This is a genomic window from Dehalogenimonas sp. THU2, from assembly GCF_039749495.1.
Lineage (GTDB): Bacteria > Chloroflexota > Dehalococcoidia > Dehalococcoidales > Dehalococcoidaceae > Dehalogenimonas.
The window spans coordinates 22,220-38,616 of record NZ_JBDLLU010000001.1; the positions used below are offsets into that span (position 1 = coordinate 22,220).

Annotated in this window: 14 protein-coding genes; 6 read left to right on the plus strand and 8 right to left on the minus strand. The window is 54.5% G+C overall.

Translation table 11 applies throughout. The annotated features are described in order from the left end of the window. Window positions 1-15 precede the first annotated feature (15 nt). The 6 genes from ABFB09_RS00105 (at window position 16) to ABFB09_RS00130 (ending at window position 5,558) form a co-directional block, all read left to right on the plus strand. Window positions 16-309: a dehalogenase gene (locus ABFB09_RS00105; RefSeq protein ID WP_346998988.1), complete on the plus strand. Its 294-nt coding sequence runs from the start codon at window positions 16-18 to the stop codon at window positions 307-309. 223 nt (window positions 310-532) lie between these two features. Further along, complete coding sequence (locus ABFB09_RS00110) at window positions 533-1,078, plus strand: YkgJ family cysteine cluster protein (RefSeq protein WP_346998989.1); 546 nt, start codon at window positions 533-535, stop codon at window positions 1,076-1,078. Window positions 1,079-1,138: 60 nt separating this feature from the next. Beyond that, complete coding sequence (locus ABFB09_RS00115) at window positions 1,139-2,800, plus strand: ABC transporter substrate-binding protein (protein ID WP_346998990.1); 1,662 nt, start codon at window positions 1,139-1,141, stop codon at window positions 2,798-2,800. Between the two features lie 76 nt (window positions 2,801-2,876). After that, window positions 2,877-3,800 (plus strand): ABC transporter permease, encoded by a 924-nt coding sequence (locus tag ABFB09_RS00120; RefSeq protein WP_346999234.1) that lies wholly within the window; start codon window positions 2,877-2,879, stop codon window positions 3,798-3,800. Between the two features lie 17 nt (window positions 3,801-3,817). Next, a complete protein-coding gene (locus ABFB09_RS00125) occupies window positions 3,818-4,609 on the plus strand; it encodes an ABC transporter permease (protein ID WP_346998992.1) in 792 nt (263 codons plus the stop codon). A gap of 1 nt (window position 4,610) precedes the next feature. Continuing rightward, window positions 4,611-5,558, plus strand: a complete 948-nt coding sequence (locus tag ABFB09_RS00130) for an ABC transporter ATP-binding protein (protein ID WP_346998993.1) — start codon at window positions 4,611-4,613, stop codon at window positions 5,556-5,558. Between the two features lie 17 nt (window positions 5,559-5,575). Here the strand turns inward: ABFB09_RS00130 and ABFB09_RS00135 are convergent, their stop codons facing one another. The 8 genes from ABFB09_RS00135 to ABFB09_RS00170 form a co-directional block, all read right to left on the minus strand. Continuing rightward, on the minus strand, window positions 5,576-6,538 hold the full coding sequence (locus tag ABFB09_RS00135) for an ABC transporter ATP-binding protein (protein ID WP_346998994.1): 963 nt from the start codon (window positions 6,536-6,538) through the stop codon (window positions 5,576-5,578). Further along, window positions 6,535-7,491, minus strand: coding sequence for an ABC transporter ATP-binding protein (locus ABFB09_RS00140; protein ID WP_346998995.1), 957 nt, complete (start codon window positions 7,489-7,491; stop codon window positions 6,535-6,537). The genes ABFB09_RS00135 and ABFB09_RS00140 overlap by 4 nt, the downstream gene beginning before the upstream one ends. Beyond that, the gene (locus ABFB09_RS00145) at window positions 7,478-8,911 is read right to left on the minus strand and encodes an ABC transporter permease (protein WP_346998997.1); all 1,434 of its coding nucleotides are present in this window, start codon (window positions 8,909-8,911) and stop codon (window positions 7,478-7,480) included. Before ABFB09_RS00145 ends, ABFB09_RS00140 begins: the two co-directional genes overlap by 14 nt. 16 nt (window positions 8,912-8,927) lie before the next feature. Then, window positions 8,928-9,980 (minus strand): ABC transporter permease, encoded by a 1,053-nt coding sequence (locus ABFB09_RS00150; RefSeq protein WP_346998999.1) that lies wholly within the window; start codon window positions 9,978-9,980, stop codon window positions 8,928-8,930. Between the two features lie 114 nt (window positions 9,981-10,094). Further along, on the minus strand, window positions 10,095-12,650 hold the full coding sequence (locus ABFB09_RS00155) for an ABC transporter substrate-binding protein (protein WP_346999000.1): 2,556 nt from the start codon (window positions 12,648-12,650) through the stop codon (window positions 10,095-10,097). A gap of 35 nt (window positions 12,651-12,685) precedes the next feature. After that, window positions 12,686-14,836 (minus strand): exo-alpha-sialidase, encoded by a 2,151-nt coding sequence (locus ABFB09_RS00160; protein WP_346999001.1) that lies wholly within the window; start codon window positions 14,834-14,836, stop codon window positions 12,686-12,688. A gap of 45 nt (window positions 14,837-14,881) precedes the next feature. Then, on the minus strand, window positions 14,882-15,358 hold the full coding sequence (locus ABFB09_RS00165; protein ID WP_346999002.1) for a hypothetical protein: 477 nt from the start codon (window positions 15,356-15,358) through the stop codon (window positions 14,882-14,884). 231 nt (window positions 15,359-15,589) lie between these two features. Further along, window positions 15,590-16,294, minus strand: coding sequence for a hypothetical protein (locus tag ABFB09_RS00170; RefSeq protein WP_346999003.1), 705 nt, complete (start codon window positions 16,292-16,294; stop codon window positions 15,590-15,592). Window positions 16,295-16,397: the final 103 nt, after the last annotated feature.

A 16,397-nucleotide genomic window follows, 5' to 3' on the forward strand; every position in this document is an offset into this window, starting at 1 on the left:
AAAGGAGTATTCACATTGGATATATTTGCGATCATGGTTGGACTGATTGTCGGTATCGCGGTGATAAGTTTAGTATTCTGGCTACGCGCCCGAAAAATGACATTGAAATGGTATGAATGGCTTTTGGGATCAATTGGCTTGTTGTTACTTGTTTTTACCATAATTATTATTAGTAGCAGCGCAAGAACTATTGGTGACCCCACCCTGGCTCGTTGGATGATGGCGGCAGTCATGGGCTTACCGGCGCTCGTTTTATTGGCCGCCGCTTGGTCGATGGTGTGGCGCCGCATTCGAGGTACTTCTTCTTAATCTAGAGACTCAGTAAAAATATTGGCGGGCTTTGGTATTCAAGAGTTATAATATCAAAGCCCGCCAAATAATTTGAAGTCGTCGATATTTCGCGATATGCAAAGAAAGGACGGGGTTTAACATTAACGAAAAGGCAGCCCAAGTAATCACTCCTGACGCTTTACGAAAATACTGGGATAAGGTGTTCAAAGAATACGGCCCGAATAGGATTATTGGGGTTCCGATGGATGCCGTGGTTGCAGATTCCCGTTCTCTCGGGGCTTTTTTGCCGTTATATCTAGTGGCTAGTTTTTTAAAATGCCAGCATTGCGGGAATTGTTGCAGGCCAAATCAGAGGCAATGGGATAAAGGGGTTGTCCTGTCCAAAGAAGAGGCGGTGTCTTTGGGTTCCTTCTGTGAATTAAAAAAGAGTGGAAGCACGTATCTGCTTGAGTATCCTTGTCCGTTGCTGGATAAGGAGAATAGCACCTGCCTTCAATATCACCTTCGTCCATTCGGCTGTCGGGCGTTTCCTTTCAGTATCAATTCGGAGAAGAAGGCCGGTGATTTACAATTCGGCATAATTATGGTTTGCCCAGCAGGAAAGGAACTATACGTTTCTTCCCAGCTATTTCTAAACGAGTTATCGTCATTCCTGCAAACCCGCCGGAAAATGGGAATACTGAGATTCGGGATAAAAGAGTTCGAAACGATAACAAACCGATTTGAACATAACTCAATCGATGAGCAAGAAATGCGGTATATGAAAAAGCTGGCTATGAGCTATTAAAGGATCCCTGAACTTCCTGGAACTTCCTGTTACTGAAACAGGAAGTTCAGCACTAACACCATGAAACTGACCCGCCGTACCTTCGTCACATGGCTACTGGCTGTTGCGGCGATCATCTTTATCTTCAAAGACCGCTTCGATATTGGAGCGGGGACCAAAATCCTTGTCCTGGCCAACCGCAGCGATCCTCCATCCAATTTTAATTCGATGCGCACCAGCAGTATCGCTCTTCATCATGTAGCGGGGGCTTTGTTCGGCGCCGGCAACCTGGTGATGCGGAACCGGGGTAATATGTATCTACCTAGCCCCTACCTGGCCCGGCGCTGGTACTCCAATCCTGATTTCACCGAGTGGACGTTTATACTCGAGCGGAACGTCCTCTGGCACGACGGGACCCTGTTTACACCGGAAGACGTAAAATTCTGGCTGGATCTCGCTGTTTTCGGGGCGAAAGTTGGGGACAAGGTACGCGCACCGGCATATTATAAGGGCGCGCTGGACATCGAAAAGGTGGAAGTGATTCCAACGGATCAAGTGAAGATCACGTTACAGAATCCAAACCGGTTTTTCCCCGATGTTCTTGCCGATCCGAGGATCAAGATCGATCACCCCAGGCATCTGATGGAATCCCGGATCAACGCCGGTGAAATCAATCTCTCGCCACTCGACGTCGGGCTGGTCGGCCTGGGACCATTTGAATTTGACAGCTATGAACCGGGGAGTATAATCCGGGTTCGCCGTTTCGGCCGTTACTTCGAGTCGGACGCTGAAGGGAAAAAACTGCCCTACCTCGACGGTATAGATTACATAATCACCTCTGAGGCATTATCCATGGATATCGCCTTCCGCACCGGTCGCCTGGACGGCACCGCCCGCGGCTTCGGACATTACCTCACCGAGCAGCGCATGGACAACTATGTCAAGGATTTTGGCGATGATATTAATTTTGCCAAAATGGACGGGGGCACTTTCCGGCTCGCTTTCAACGTGCTCAAACCCGGCCCGTGGCAGGATGCCCGGGTCAGGCGGGCGATAGCGCTGTGGATCGATAAAAAGGCGGCTATTCCTATCGTGCTGGATGGGTTTGGGTGGACCACACCTGAAATCAGCCCTGATAACCCGTTCAGGGATAAAAACTTTGTGGTTTGGACAAGGTTCGATACCGGCCCCCTGGAAGAGCGGCGTTCGGAAGCCCGGCGGCTGTTAACCGAAGCCGGTTATGCCGGCGGCTTCACCATGGGCTATCTTTGCCGCGCCCAGAACGGGATACCCGGCGGCCAGTTTCTCAAAGACCAACTGGCAGGTCTGGGCATAGACCTTCAACTACGGATCGTCGAAGAGGGGGAATGGAACCGGGGCCGGGTCAGCCTGGATTATGATTCACAATCCGGCAACCTGTCGGTGCTGGCCACGCCGGAAGGGACAGAAGGCGTTTACGGCCGTTTCAGTAAGAGCCCGGACGCCTATAGCAAGCATGAGGATGCTGAAATCGATAGGTTCTATACGATCATGAAGGACGCTACGACCTATGACCGGCGTGTCGATGTCTGGTACCAGTTACAAAAATACCTGTTCATGGATCAGACATATGTGATCCCGATTGCCGAAATCACCTATGTCCAGGCTTTCCGCACCTGGGTGAAGGGACTTGCCATTCCCCCTGAGGACGGTCATACTTTTACCGATTACTCGACTGTCTGGTTAGACCGAGGAGCAGATTGATGAATTTAAAGCGGTTCGCAGCAAATTACTGGGTACGACGCATCGCCGTTTTTTTCTGACCGGGCTTCTCGCCTCGATCATCGTCTTTATGGCGATGCACCTATTGCCGGGAGACATCGTCGACCTGATCGCGGGAGACGTTATCACCAGCGCAGAGGTGAAAGAAGCCTTAAGGGAAGAATTAGGCCTTAACGATCCCCTGGTCGTTCAGTACGGGAGATGGGCATTGAGCATGCTCAAGGGAGACTTTGGCGGGCAATCCCTTTTTTCCGGACAATCTATCGGGGATCTGCTGGCTCGGCAGCTTCCCGTCACTCTGCTTTTAGCCGTCTACACTGTGATTCTGTCTTTTGTTGCGGCGGTATCGCTGGGGATTTTAGCGGCTTTGAAGCAAAACTGCTGGCAGGATTACTTCTTGAGACTGATTGCCCTGCCCGGTCAGGCATTACCTAATTTCTGGCTGGCTCTTTTATTACTTCTCGGATTGATGCTCTTATTCCGTTGGTCCCCGCCGCTGGTTTATACCCATCCCTGGGAGAACCCCTGGAACCATTTGCAGATAATCTTCCTACCCGTGCTGCTTTTAGTTTGGGAATTCGGGTCGCATATATTACGGGTGACACGTGCCAGCGTGCTTGGAACCATGCAGGAGGATCACATTATCGCCGCACGCGCCAAAGGATTGTCGGAGAACCAGATCATCGTCAAGCATGCGCTCCGTGCAGCCGCAGCCCCGATCATCACCGTCATGGGTTTACAGTTTGGTGTCCTGCTTGGCGGCACCATGATTTTGGAATCTGTCTTTGGTTTACCTGGTATAGGCCGGGGACTAGTGCAGGCTGCCTTAGCCCGGGATTTTCCGGTGGTCCAGAGTTACGTCATCGTCGTGGTGTTCGCGATACTTCTCGTGAACCTGATCGTGGACGTGTTGTACAGGGCTCTTGATCCCCGTATTTCAAACGGCCAGCCCGGGGAGGTGAAGCTATTAACAAGCTTTTAGCCCTCGCGGGTGGAATAATGTTGGTAGTGATTGCCTCGGCGGCGATATTCGCCGATTTGCTCCCGCTCAAGGATCCCCTTGCGCAGGATGCGTTCGGCCGTCTATTGCCACCAGGAGAGGGGTTCTTCTTCGGCACCGATAACTTCGGGCGGGACGTATTCAGCCGTATCGTTTACGGTTCGAGATCGTCACTATATATCGCCATTGTTTCGGTCACCCTGGGTACGCTGATAGGGACTGTCGTTGGAACGGTTTCAGCGTATCGGGGAGGTTGGGTCGATTCGCTACTGCAAAGAATTACGGATGCCCTGTTAGGGTTCCCAGTTCTGGTGCTGGCGATTATCCTGGTGGTGGCTTTGAGACCGTCCGCTAATACGGTGATGATTGCCATCGCCGTGGGAATAACACCTCAAATGGTGAGACTGGCCAGATCCCGTTCGTTATCGATCAAGGAAGAAACTTTTATTCTTACGGCGCGGGCTCAAGGCGTGTCATCGCCTCGTATCGTTTTCAAACATGTCTTGCCGCATGCGTTTTCTCCCATTCTTGCTTATGCGACCGGTTATGTGGGCATAGCTTTGATAGCTGAATCTGCTCTAAACTTTCTCGGCCTGGGCGTTCCCCCGCCCAGCCCCACCTGGGGGGGTATACTTCAGGAAAGCCGGTCTTACATGGAGGCCGCGCCCTGGCTGGCGGTTTTCCCCGGACTGGTCTTGAGCCTGACCGCGTTCAGTTTTGTATTCCTGGGTGACGCCATTCGTGACCGGTTGGATCCTAGGGCAAGATACTCTCCAAACAACAGAGGTTGAAATGAACGAGTTTTTGAAGGTCGAGGACCTGAAGCTGCATTACCGGACGGAAAACGGTATCGTGCGGGCGGTGGATGGGGTTTCCCTGGAAATAGAAAAGGCGGGGCAGGCCCTGGCGCTGATAGGTGAGTCCGGTTGCGGTAAATCCAGCCTGGGTCTGGCTCTGATGCGGCTGGTGCCGGGTAACGCGGTTGAGTTTTCCGGAAAGGTGTGGCTGGACGGCCGGGAATTGTTTTCTTTAACGGATACCGAATTTCGCCGGGAGTACCGCTGGCGCAAGATCGCCTGGGTTCCCCAGAATACAAAGGGCTCACTCGATCCCTTCTATAAGATAGAGGCTCAATTTGAAGAAATTTTCAAGACCCACGGTGTCGCAGTTACCGCGGAAGAAATCCGGAAACATATGGCCACGGTGGGGCTTTCCATGGATAAGGGCAAGGCAATTCCCGACAGGTTGAGCGGAGGAGAGATTCAAAGGGTTTGCATTGCCCTCGCTGTTGCGTTGAAGCCGGCTTTGATCATCCTCGACGAACCTACTTCGGCGTTGGATCCCAGTTTGAAGGGTCAGATCATCTCACTGCTGGGGGACCTGAAACAGAAATATGCCTCATCTTACGTATTCATTACCCATGACATCAACCAGGCAAGCTCTATCTGTGAATGGTTTGCCGTTCTCTATGCCGGACATATCGTGGAAAAAGGCAGCCGGGAGGACGTTTTACGGTCGCCGTTGCACCCTTACACCCGCAAACTGCTGGATTGCATCGCGGTCTTTGCCTCAGAAAGCGGGCCGAAGTTTATCCCCGGCGAACCTCCCAGGTTAACCGAGGTGACCGCGGGCTGCCCTTTCACGCCCAGGTGCGAGATTGCCGGCGCTGAATGCAGAGAGAAAGTGCCAGTCCTGGAGGATAAAGGCGGGGGGCATTTCGTGGCCTGTTTCAATGCCTGATCAACCTGACATAACGATTATACTCTTAAGCACTCCACCCAATGCCCCTCGGACACCTCGACCGGCGACGGTTTGGTAGACTCGCAAAGCCCGGGCTTGGCGTCAGGGCAGCGGGGATAAAACGCACATCCATTGACCTCCGCGAGAGTCGTCTCCAGGGGTATTACGGAGCGTTCGCGGAAACGGTTTTGCGGGTCGGGCGTGGGTATGGCGCCGATGAGAGCCCGGGTGTACGGGTGCCGCGGCGTGCGGATAACATCTTTGGCGGGACCGGATTCCACTATCCGCCCCAGGTACATTACGACGATTCGGTGGCAAAAATATCCGGCAGTAGCGATGTCGTGGGTGATATACAGAAACCCTAAATGATGGCTCTTCTGGAGTTCGGAGAAGAGGGACAATATCTCGGCCCGGCTTGATGCGTCGATCATCGATACCGGCTCATCGGCGACGATATATTCCGGTTTGAGCAACAACGCCCGAGCGATAGCCACCCTCTGACGCTGGCCTCCGGAAAGGAGATGGGTGAAGCCGCCCAGGTAGTCTTTAGCCGGCCGAAGCTTCACCTCCTCGAGGGCTATAGCCGCCGCTTCCCGGCGTTCCGCGGTGGTACCGAGGCGGTGAATGATCAACGGCTCTTCCAGGATCTGGCCGATGTTCATGAACGGGTCGAGTGAGGCGAAGGGGTCTTGGAAAATGCCTTGAACCTTGCGCCGGAGTTCTTTAAGTTCTTTTTCCGGCCGTTGGGTGATGTCTTCGCCATTGAACAGGACGGTTCCGCCGGTGGGTTTTAACAGACGCAAGGCTATCCGGGCCAACGTCGTCTTGCCGGAACCGGATTCACCGACGATACCTAGAGTCTCTCCCGGCCTTAACGAAACGCTCGCCCCGTCGACCGCCCGGACGATGGACGAGTGAAACAGCGACTTCCGGGATTTGAAGTCCATGGTCACGTTTTGCAGTTCCAGTTCCGCCGTCATTTGGACCTCGCCAGGTGACAGCGGGTTTGCTGTCCGCTGTCGCAGACTTCAAGTTCAGGATGGACGGCGCATTCGCCGCAGACGTCAGGGCAGCGCGGTGAAAAGTAGCAGCCGGCGGGTGGGTCCATCATCTTGGGAGGCGAACCCGGAATGAATTCCGGGCGGATATCACCGGATAACAGAGGGATGCTGCCCAGCAGCTTTTTCGTATAAGGATGGCGTGGCGAAGTGAGCACCTGTTCGGCACTGCCGATCTCGACGAATTCCCCGGCGTACATCACGGCGATCCGGTCAGCCAGATCGGAGGCCAGAGCCAGGTCGTGGGTGATGAATAAGCCACCGAGTTTCAAATCGCGTTTGAGCTGTTTCAGCAGGTTCATTATTTGCGCCTGGATGATCACATCCAGGGCGGAGGTTGGTTCATCGAGGATGACAAGTTTAGGTGAACAGGTCAGGGCCATGGCGATCATGATCCTTTGTTTCATACCGCCGGACAGCTCGTGGGGGTAGCGGCGGGACGTCTCGGGCGGCAGGCGCACCAGGCTTAGGAGTTCGGCGACTCGCTCCGACGCCGCGACTTTACCGGTCTTGCCGTCGAGGAGCAGCGGCTCGGCGATCTGGTCGCCCACCCTTCTTACCGGATGCAGTGAGTCCATGGCTCCCTGAAAAACCATAGACAGTTTTTGCCAGCGCACCTGTTTACGGAACTCCTCCTCGGAAAGGCCGAGACAGTCGATGTCATCCAGGATGAACTTGCCTTGAGTTGGTGCGGCGTTGCGCGGCAGCAGGCGCATCAATCCCAGCGACAATGAACTCTTGCCTGCGCCTGATTCTCCGACAACCGCCAGCGTTTCACCTTCGCTTATATCGAAAGACACGCCACCGACGGCAGTTAAAAGCCCTTCACCGGTCTGATAGCTGATCCTGAGATCGCTGACTTCAAGCAGTGCCATGTTGCCTCAGCTTCGGGTTGACTACAGGTTCGAATCCAAGCGCCAGGAGGACGAACGTCATAGCGGCAAAGACCACCAGGAGGCCGGGCGGCAGCACCCACCACCAGTAACCCACGTAGACGGCGCCGGTGGAAAAGCCGCTTTCAAGAATCTGGCCCCAGGTGGGGACGGAGGGATCGCCTAAACCCAGGAAAGATAGTCCCGCCTCGGCCAGGATGGCGCCGGGGGTGGCGAAGATCATCTGCGACAGGACGAATGGGCCGATCTGAAACAGGACATGGCGGAACATGATCCTGCTGGGGCTGGCTCCCAGTGCCCGGGTGGCTTCCACCAACTGGGAAGAAGCGTGCTGCAGCACCATGCTCCGGGTGATGATGGTCAGTCCCGGCCAACCGAATATGACCATGACGAAGATGACAAGCCATAACTTCTGGCCGATAATGAAGGCTAAAAATATCAATATGGGCAGAAGGGGCACATTAGCCAGGACGTCGCACAGGCGCTGGATGAATGTATCGGTGCGGCCGCCGACGTAACCGGAGACGATACCGGTTGCCGTGCCTATGAAGGTGATGAACACACTGGTCACCACGCCGATGAGAAGAGCCACCGGGAAGCCGAAGAGCAGCCCCGTGGCCAGGTCGCGCCCCAGCGAGTCGGTGCCCATTAGACCGTAAACCGTACCGCCGAGAACGTATTTCACCTCGGCGATCGAATCGGCCGGACCGTAGGTCAAAGCCGTGATATCGATGCGGTATTCGCCCGGCAGGGGTATGAGACCCCCCTGGCCGTCGGGTTGCCCGAAAATGAAGGCCTCTGGTTTTTGTTGCACTTCGGCCAGTGTCATTGACAGCCCCAGTTCGGTACCGGCGAAATCACGGACGTTGTAGGCGACTGACTGGTCGCCGGAGAGATAGACCCGGAAAGGCGTTTCGGTATAGCGTGTGAAAGGCGGGGTTTCACCAGCAGCGGGGCCGGGCACGATATGGCGCAGCAGCAATACCTCTTTGCCGTCAGGGCGAACGATAGACAGTGAAAGTGTTGGTGACCGGTCGCTGAAATTGACACCCGAGAGGGAAAAAGAAGTGAAGGCGGGGAATTCGTTGTATATATAATCTAGATTGAAATGATAAACCAGGTAACGTTCCGTATCATCGATGATAATATCATCCGGCTCGTTCGCGGTGAAAATGGTGTGTTCCACTTTTTCCGCGGCGGAGAAGAAGTTGGTCCAGGCCGGCGGCGCGCTCTGCGGGTAGTCCGACCAGTAGACCGGATTATTCCAGACGCTTTTACCGAAGTCGAGCGGGTAGGTGGCGATCACATAAATCGAAATAAGCAGCATGGAGCCCAGGAAGGCAGCCCCGGCGCGACCCACCCAGCTTTTCAATAAAGTCCGTAATATGTCTTTAGGTTTCATCTATGCGCGCAAATCATCACGTGTATCTGATCCTGGGGTCCAGCCAGAGGTAGAGCACTTCCAATACGAAACGGGCGAAAAGGTAAATCAGGGTGAAAACGAAGGTCAGGGCGACGATGACCGTCTCGTCAGCCGCCAGGATGGCGTCGTAATACAGTCTCCCCATGCCTGGCCAGTTGAATACCGTTTCGGTCAGGATGGCGCCACCCAATGAGCCCGCGAGGCCCAGGATGAGGCTTGTCACGATGGGTGGCGCCGCCGCCCGCAGGACGTAACGCCGCTCTATCAAATTCTGCGGCAATCCTTTAGCCCGGCCGACAGTGACGAAGGGTTCCTGGGCAGTGTTCAGGACCATGGTGCGCACGGCATATGCCCATGAACCGAACGAGACGATGACCATAGCCGCGATCGGCAGCGCAGCATGCCAGGCCATATCGGCCAACCGTGCCAGCGTCCCGTCAGGCGGCGGCGCCGATACCAACCCGCCATAAGGAAAGAATCCCCATTCGAAGGCGAAGATGAGGACGAAGAAGATGCCTACCCACCAGGCGGGCAGGGCATATGACACAGCTAAAACCAGGCAGGAGATACGGTCCAGTCTTGTCCCGGCACGGGAAGCCAGACGGGGTCCGATCAGGAGTCCCAGGATGGAGGTGAGCACGGTGGCGGTGGTGATCAGGAAGATGGTATTACCCAGGCGCTCGGCGACTATATCGACCACCCGGGCGGAGCCATCGGTGCTTCTCAGCGTCCGGGCTTCACCAAGATCGAAGGTGATCACTCGAGCCACCGTATCCGGCAGCCGGTAATACCACTCCCGATCCAGGTGGTAGAAAGCCTCCAGTTGCTCTCTTCGCTGGGCAACCGCCTGTTCGAGTTCATCGGGGTCGCGGATGGTTTGCGACAGGGTGGTGCGCAGCGCCCGCACTTCTTCGTTCACCGTCGACTGGAGCATGCGGTCGGAAAAGCCGGTGGCTCCCAGCGACACCACCACCATAAGTAGCACGATGACGAGCACGCCCAATAGGGTGAGGCCGCGCCCCAGCAATTTCCAGACTATCGGCGACATGCTACTCGACAATAACCAATAACCAAGAGACAACTCCCAAACAAATTCCAAATTTCAACGATCAATACCCAAACATTTGGTTATTTGGTGCTTGTTTTGTAACTTGGAACTTGGTTATGACTTTTTAGGTTTGGCCCCCTTCATGATCAGCATGACCAGACCACTGCCGACCAGTAGAGCTACAGGAATGACGATGAGAATCGGCGATATTCCGCCGCTTCCGCCACCGTTATCGTTTGTACCGTTGCTCTGTTCGGGTGGGGCGATGATACCGCCGCCGGCCATGTCCACATCCACCCGTCGTTCAGTCACCAGCGACACCGTGTCGCTGTACGCGAGCAGGTAGAGATGATAAATGCCTTTGGACAGGTTCTGGGTATCGGAGGCGGAAAGATTAACGCTGAACTTTGTGCCGCTGCCCTGGGCCTGGCCGCTCTTGAGTACCCTGTTACTGGATGGGTCTACCAAACAATAATCCACGGCCAGCTTACCGTCCCCGGTCAGTTCGACGCTGATGTCAGCTGTCTTGCCCGGTTCCAGCTTGCCGGAGGAAACTTCTTTGATATCCACCAGGTTTGCGGTGCCAAGGAACTTATCGCCGGGCTTAAAGGGGTAACCCGGATCACGGAACGCTTCCAATTCGGCGTATTGGGCGCCGGATTCGAACCTCACCAGCTTGAACGGCCCGTTGGAGATGGCCAGATTGCCGTAGCTGTTGAAGAAGGCGATGTCTGCTTGGTAACGTGCCTGAGCCGAGGCGAAACTTACCCTGGTTTGCGGAGTGTCGAAGATCAGGTTAGGCACATAGCTGGAGTTGATGAAACCGGTCAGAACGTTTTTCACTTTGATAGCATGGTTGTTGTTGACCAGTGACAGCCAGTCGACGTTGAAACGCGCAGCGGCGGTATCGGAATAGGCTCCCTGCCTTTTTTCGAAGACGAGGTTGTCCATGGCCGCCAGCATCTCCCATGGCATGGACAGGGAAGCCGGCACGGCGTAGGAGGCGATGTAGTCTGGCACGAAGTGCCAGTAGTCGACATAAACCTCGATCTTATTGGCATCGATGATCCTGAATCCTTTGAAAGTATCCAGAACCGGCTTGGAAGTGGTGGCGGCGGCGAATTCAATGGCGGATTTGTTTTTATTATAGACCATGTCGAAGCTCTGATAGATAGCATAGACCAGGTCGGCCATCTCTATCTGCTGGCCGTTGTGCCACTTCGACTGGAAGTACTTGGAGTAATCGAAAACGACCTTGCTGGTGGCCTTGGCGCTTGCCCCGACAGAAGCGAATCGTCCTTTGTCGGCGTCCCATCTGAAAGCGTCAGCCGGGATACTGAGGGTGCCAGCCGGACCGGAAGTTTCGACCGAATAGCTTGCCCGGTAAGAGACGGGCAGACCGGTGAATGGGTGATTGATGAGCGGGGGATCGACCATATTGCGCCAGATGTCGGATGAATATGCGTCACCGAAGCCGCCCACCGGATTCCAGGTGGAGCGCTCGGTCCAGACCCACTGGTTGCCGATGGTCAGCGTGGACTGGCCGGGTACGTACGCTTCCCGCAGGGTGAAGATAGAGCGCGGACCGGCAGCGATATCCTGGGTAACGCCATCCATTACTGACTTGGCGGCGAAATTATTGATCCCGGTGACAACCCACAACCTGACGGCATCTTCCATAGCCAGTTTGGTCATCTGTTTGTACAGGTCGTCGCGCTGAGAGACAGAGGTGAAGGTTCCCATATAGATCTTCTTGCCCAGTTCATCCAGTTGAGAGTTCTGATACTGCCAGAACCCCTGTTCCTGCCAGCCGGGCATATTGCCCAGCCATGGGGCATACATCTGGTTGATCAGGCCGGCATCGTATTTATCAGCAGAACCTTTGCTCCAGCCTTCGGTATAAAGATGCCATTGCAACAAGCCGGGGTCTTGAGAGTAGACGATATTGATGGCCTGGGCAAACTGCTGATAAACGACCCTGGCGGTAAAACCGAGCTTGGTCAATTCAGCGGCGATGGTATCGCCCACTACCCGTCGTTCGTCCTCCGTGCGCACGATGAATTTAAGCTCGATGGGTTTACCCTGGTAATTCCAGAGGTTATTGACCAGGGTGCAACCGGCCTTCTGCATCTCGGCGGCGATCGTCGCCTTGGCCTGCTCCGGTTGGTACCCCAGGTTCATCTCGTAGATCATGGAGTTGATGGCGCGGTAATCATAGTCGCCTGAACTCAGATGGGAGACCATCGGTAACGCCGAGCCATGGTAGATCTGCTGGGCGATGTAATTGCGGTCGATGATCTGGTTTAAAGCGAAACGGATAGTTTTGATGGAGAAAGGGTTAAACTGGCCGTCCGGCGCCGGAGCTGGGTTAAGCACCAGGCCGATCGAAGTGGCCGGTGCCTGGTACATGGCGATATTCTGGTTTGTAGCCAGGTCCTGGGCAGCAAGCGTCTTCAGTGAATAGATATACATGTCCATCTCGCCCTTTGCCAGAGCAGCCGCGGCGATGTCAACATTAAAGGCTTTGAAAATGAGCTTGTCGGCTGCCGGGCCGGGCTTTGAGTGCGGCGGAGTGTAGGCTACTACCGGAGACAACAGGAAAGACAAGGCCAATCCCAGACTCAAGACTATGGAGAATACTCGTCCCGCCAGGCGTTCTCGCTTGTACATGTCTCTCCTCCTCAGCCGCTATTGATCGATGGATTCTATTTATTGTTCGATACCAGTCGCATCCGGTAATACATGGCGCCTGAAGCCACCAAACTGATGAAAAGGGCTGCGGATAGTGTCGCCAGCAGCCAGGTATTATTGCCTCCGCCGGAGTCCGACGGAGGAGCGGCATTCAATCCCGTAATGCTGGTGGAGAGGTCGTTCAGGCTGGTCTGAAATGTATCGAAACCAAATTCGGTGAAAAACGACGCCACAGATACGTTGCCTGAAATATCAGCCACCACTACGTCCCGGGCGCCTTCACCGGCAACCGGGGCGTAAATGGTCTGCATGAAATTGCCGCTTGCGTCGGTGAAACCGGTGCTGATTAGCACGCCGCCCAGGGAGATGAATATCTCCGATTCCGGCTGGAAATTGGAGCCCTGGACGATGATGTCCCGGCCGGCGGGGCCGGACGGCGGTGACAGGAATAGCTGTGGCGTCGGCATGGCTTTCTGTCGGGCAAAGGCGATCTTCTGATTGGCGCCCATGACTTCGCCCAGGCGGCTGTCAGCCCAGACCATGTAAACATCGGTACTGGAAACCTTCATCGAAAAGTAATCGCCAAGGAATCCGCCATAGGGGAATGCCAGATTCGGATTGGATGGATAGTCGGTGACCCGGCTGTTGAACTCCCAGGTCTTACCGTTATCGGAGGATACCGAATAATAGATATGATAGGCCAGTTCGCTGATATCGTCGCGGGTGTCTCCCCACATCAAATGCACTTTACCGTCAGGCCCGGCGGCGATGGACGGGAAAAACTGCAAGTGGTCGGTGACGTCGTCGTTGACCCGCTTCGGGATCGAATAAGTTTTACCGCCATCGAGGGACGCTACCATGAAGATATCGCCCGTGTCGGACAACTTGTCGGAAGGATACGCTACATAGGTGATATAGATCTCCCCGTTGGGTCCCATGGCTGTTTGGGGGAAACCGGAAGCCCAAAATCGGAAATTAGCTGAACGGGGCAGGTAGTCCAGTTCTATTAAATGGGCTACGGAACGGCGGGTGAAGTTCTGTCCTTTATCCTTGGAGGTGGCCACCATGATCTCGGCGTCACCCTGCCAGGTACCGTCAAGCCAGGAGTCGAGGTAAGCCACGTACACGGTGCCGTCGGGCGCCACCATGGGTTGGGAACCATGCACCAGCCGGTCCTCTTCATCGCCGTGACCGGTAGTGTTGACATAGGGACTGACAGCAACCGGTTCTGACCAGGTACGGCCGCCGTCCTCGCTCCTTACCATCTCGATGACAGCTACCTCTTCGACGACCTGTAGCGCCGGTAATTCATCGATCCAGGCCAGGGAATAGACTTCGATAAACAAGGTATAGGTCAGGTAAAGGATTTCTTTGGACAGGTCGCTCGGGTTGGGGCCTATCGCCATCCATGGTTTATCCACGAAGAAACTGTAAACCTCACCCCGGGGCCGTTCCCCCTCGGGGACCTCGTAATCATATGAATAGACTTCACCCAGACCGGCGGTCACGGAATCATTCCAGGTGAGGCCGCCGTCCGTAGAACGGTTAACCACGATACTGGCCACCTGAGAATAGCCAGTAATGCCGGATACCTCGAATTTTTCGTGTGAGATAGCCATCTGGCAGATATAGACGTTGCCATTTTTATCGAACACGGTTACGGGATCACCGGCGCCGGATATCAGAGTACGGGGAATCTTGGGTTGTACCGGGCCCTGCCAGGTCGCGCCACCATCAAAGCTCGTGTAAGTGGATACACCGGGGAAGTTGTAATCGATCATGCCTACGACAAGGTGATTGGGGTCGTTAGGATTGACCGAGAGGTGCGGTTCGGTTTGATAAGGGACGTGGCCGTAGTCCTGGGATACGAGGATATTTCGGCTGAAGTTCGCGGCTGGGCTGCGGTAGGGTATGAGAGCGGCTGCGGCGCCGCCTACCGCTTGTGTCGTATTTATGTTCGGGTTGTTGATGAGAGCAGACATAAAAGGGTCTTGCTCGGTGATACTGAGGTATGCGGAACTGGACAGGAGATGCGGGTTTCTGGCGCCTATGATTTCATCGATTGTCGTTTTACTGCGGTCGGCCGCGGTTGCAACGAGGGGAGCCGAAAACATCCCTGATAGCAGCATCAATGTTACCAGGCTGAGAAACACCTTTTTCAACATGAATCCCTCCCTCCGCGCGACGCGCCTTCAAATAATTTATACCCGCTATGAACCCCGGCTTACCTTCCCCCAACCGATCGGCTGATAGGGTTCATCGGTGTCGATGTCCCAGACCCATAATTCGCCATCGATGACAGCGATGCCGAGGACAAAACTGAAAAACTCGTTGATATACTCCTGGTCGACGGAAATAATAAACCCGTCTTTGAGCGCGGCCAATTGCTGTTGCAAACCCTTCGAATACTGGTCTTCGATATTGGCGGCGGTCGGGGTTTCGTTGGTGTTGTCTTTGGACAACCATTCGTTGAGTTCTTGAAGACTGCCGAAATCACGCGGGGGGAAGACTTTCGCTATATCTTCATATTGCGCCCGCATAGCATCCAATTGGGCCGACAGATCGGAATTCTGGGCGTTGAGGGTAGTGTTTTCATCAAGGGCTAATTGATAATTGGAATTCGACGTACAGCCGGCCAGGAGCACGGCGGGGATCAGGAGAGTAATAAGCCAACACCATCGTTTCATGACATTCTCCAGCAAACGAGAGACGCGATCCTTTGGGGCTCGCGTCCGTTAGCTTAATATATATGTACAAAAATTACAAGGAGCTGTAAAGGACTATAACATAATCCGGATGATGGGATTTGTAGTCTACACATCGATAACCTCCGCCATCCCACATCGACGACGCCCCCCCTCCCTGTCCGGGTAAAAAAGCGTACTGAGCAACTTACCTTCGATAGAGTTTTACGGAAGTTATAACTGGAATGAAGGGTAGATACTGCCGTCTTCGAAGCAGATATACACCATGTCGCCGGCTACGGCGTAGAGTTCGGGGTAGTAGAACTGCTCATCCTCCCAGATTGCCACTGATAGAAAATACCCGTCGTCCATGGCCAGGCGTTGCAACATGTAGTATTGTTCCGGATAGTCATCGAGGGGATTCAGTTTTTTGATGGCGGCGAGAAGCCAATTTTGCAGCTCAAATTCAGTACCGAAGTTTTTAAGCGGGAATTTAGATTGAATCTTGGCCAGGTCGTCAGATAGTCTGGACTTGTCGGCTTCCAATGCTGAGACACTGGCGGAAAGAGTTGTGATCTGGCTGGATAAGTTTTGTATCTGTAAACTGAGGTCATCGCGTTCGGCGGTGACCTCGTCTTTTTGAACGGTTAGATCATCTACCTGTCCGCTGGCGCTTTGCCACTGAGCCGCCGATACACCACCGAAGATGACAGCCAGGCCGAGGATTGCGGAAAGCACGATAACCGGCATGCCGATGCCCGTCTTTTTGTTGGGAGGTGTGGTTGCGCCCGGCAGAGTCGGAATTGTGGCGCTTGTTTCGGAAGGGGCGGGGGGTGATTCAACAGGGGATTTTGCGGTGTGACCTGCCGTTTTGCCGCAATTGGCGCAAAATTCGTCCTCAGGTCCGGTGGTATGCCCGCAGGAAGTGCAGAAAGCCATAGCGCGCCCCCTTTGCCCAGGATGACCTCACCCTGTAACCAAAATACTTTACCACTGGCGCAGAGACTCGTCAATGGTGAGGGATATTATAGGCCATGATTCC